Genomic DNA, 2,027 nt, shown 5'->3' with positions numbered 1-2,027 from the left:
GAAGTAGGGCTTCAGCATGACCCCACGGGCGAGGCGGTGAAGCTGGTACCTATCCTCGTGCTCGGCGCGGCGCTCGTGCCCCCCGCCGCGGCACAGACCGGCGGTGGCGTCGCCTGCTACCAGGTGAAGGATCGGGCGACGCCGCGAAGCGCGACCGTCAACGTGACGAGCGCGGGCGTCGTCCAGAGCTGCAGGGCTCACAGCCCGGCCAGGCTCGCGTGTGTCGGAGCGGACGGCGCATCGGCGGGTGGCGCGTTCCTGTGCTATCGACTTCACTGTCCACGGACGTTCCGGTCGCCGACGTCGATGACCGCCGACCTCGGCGGCCAGCGGGTCGTCACCTTCAAGGGTGCCCAGCTGCTCTGCGAGCCCGCGCAGGTGCAGCCGGGCGGGTCGTCCACGACCTCGACCACGGTGGCACCGATGACGACCACCACCGTCGCGTCCGGCTCGTGCGAGTTCGATGACAGCTCCCGGACCTGCACGGGGACGTGCGGCGGCGGCGGGCATTGCTCGGCGGTCGTGTCGGGCGGCGCGTGCGAATGCCGGACGACGGCGTGCGGCGATGCCAGCTCGCCGTCGTGCAACGGCTACTGCGCGCGGGATCAAGCCTGCATCTTCGACATCACGGGGTGCAGCTGCGTGTCGATTCCATGAGGGATCCCGAGTGATGCACGAGTACGGACTCGTCCAGGCACTGCTCGAGCGCGTCACGCACGAGGTGGCGGCGCACGACGCGGCCGCGGTGCACCGCCTCACCGTCCGCATCGGTCCGCTCGCGGGGGTCGATCGCGAGCTGTTCGCCGAGGCGTACCGGCTCTGTCGTCCGGGGACGCGCTGCGAGCACGCCGAGCTGGTGCTCACGACGGAGGAGACCGATTGGCGATGCGGCGCGTGCGGCGCGGCGATCGCCGAGGGCGCCGCGCTCGTCTGTCCCACCTGCGGGTGGCCGGCGCGGCTCGCCGGCGGCGACGCGATCGTGCTCGAGCGGATCGAGCTGGAGGTGATACCCCATGTGTGACGCCTGCGGATGCGGAGACACGACGATCGTGCCCGTCGAGGTGCATGCCCGACTGCTCGAGCGGAACGACCACGTCGCCGCTCACAACCGGGAGCACTTCCGGCGCCACGACCTGACCGCGATCAACCTGATGGGGTCGCCCGGTGCCGGGAAGACCGCGCTCCTCGAGGCAACGGCGCGGCATCTCGGCGACTCCCGGCGGCTCACGGCGCTCGCCGGCGATCTCGCCACCGAGCGGGACGCCGTCCGCCTGCGTACGGCGGGCATCGCGTCGTCGGCGATCACCACCGGGCAGGCCTGCCACCTCGACGCCGAGATGGTGCACCGCGCGCTGCACGACGGAATCTGGCCGGGCGCGGACTACCTGTTCATCGAGAACGTCGGCAACCTCGTCTGCCCGGCGATCTACGACCTCGGGCAGGAAGCGAACGTCGTCGCCCTGTCCGTGACGGAGGGCGAGGACAAGCCGCTCAAGTACCCGGTGATGTTCCGCCACGCCGACCTGGTGGTGCTCACCAAGACCGACCTGCTCCCGGTATTGGACTTCAACCGGCGCGCGCTCGAGGACGCGCTCGCGTGCGTCATCCCGGAGCCGCGGCTGATCGCGCTGTCGGCGCGCTCGGGTGAAGGGATCGACGCCTGGGTGGCATGGCTGGAAGGACGTCGGTCGGTGATCGCCGCTGCGGCGTCCTGACGCGGGGGGAGGATCCGAATGCGCGCGCGACGGACGGCAGCGGCAACGATCGGGCGGCACCTCCGGGAGGCCGGCGTCAGCCGGCGCGAGTTCCTCGCGTTCTGCAGCAAGCTCATGGTGGCCGCGCCGTTCGGGCTGGCCCTGACGAACGTCGCGCGCGCGGAGGACGTCGCGCGCGAGGTCGCGAAGGCGCGGCGGCTGTCGGTCGTCTGGCTCCACTTCCAGGACTGCACCGGCTGCACGGAGAGCCTGCTGCGTACCTCGCAGCCCGATCTGAGCGAGCTGATCCTCCACCTGATCTCGCTCGACTAC

General features: G+C 71.2%; 4 protein-coding genes. All 4 read left to right on the top strand.

The annotated features are described in order from the left end of the window. The coding region (locus tag VMS22_16340) for a hypothetical protein (GenBank protein HXJ35602.1) at positions 1 to 657 on the top strand (657 nt) is incomplete at its 5' end. A 13-nt stretch (positions 658 to 670) separates the two neighbouring features. Continuing rightward, positions 671 to 1,021, top strand: a complete 351-nt coding sequence (locus VMS22_16335; GenBank protein ID HXJ35601.1) for a hydrogenase maturation nickel metallochaperone HypA — start codon at positions 671 to 673, stop codon at positions 1,019 to 1,021. Continuing rightward, positions 1,014 to 1,715, top strand: coding sequence for a hydrogenase nickel incorporation protein HypB (hypB, locus tag VMS22_16330; GenBank protein ID HXJ35600.1), 702 nt, complete (start codon positions 1,014 to 1,016; stop codon positions 1,713 to 1,715). Before VMS22_16335 ends, hypB begins: the two co-directional genes overlap by 8 nt. 18 nt (positions 1,716 to 1,733) lie before the next feature. Then, positions 1,734 to 2,027, top strand: a 294-nt coding sequence (locus VMS22_16325; protein ID HXJ35599.1) for a hydrogenase 2 small subunit, incomplete at its 3' end; no start/stop codon positions are given.

This window comes from Candidatus Eisenbacteria bacterium (genome assembly GCA_035577985.1).
Lineage (GTDB): Bacteria > Desulfobacterota > Binatia > DP-6 > DP-6 > DATJZY01.
The sequence above is the reverse complement of the archived record's forward strand: the minus strand, read 5'-3'. Positions and strand labels throughout refer to the sequence as shown.

Excerpts from the sequence above, each read along its gene's own strand:
- VMS22_16335 (HXJ35601.1), top strand. The coding sequence starts at position 671 with ATGCACGAGTACGGACTCGTCCAGGCACTGCTCGAGCGCGTCACGCAC.
- hypB (HXJ35600.1), top strand. The coding sequence starts at position 1,014 with ATGTGTGACGCCTGCGGATGCGGAGACACGACGATCGTGCCCGTCGAG.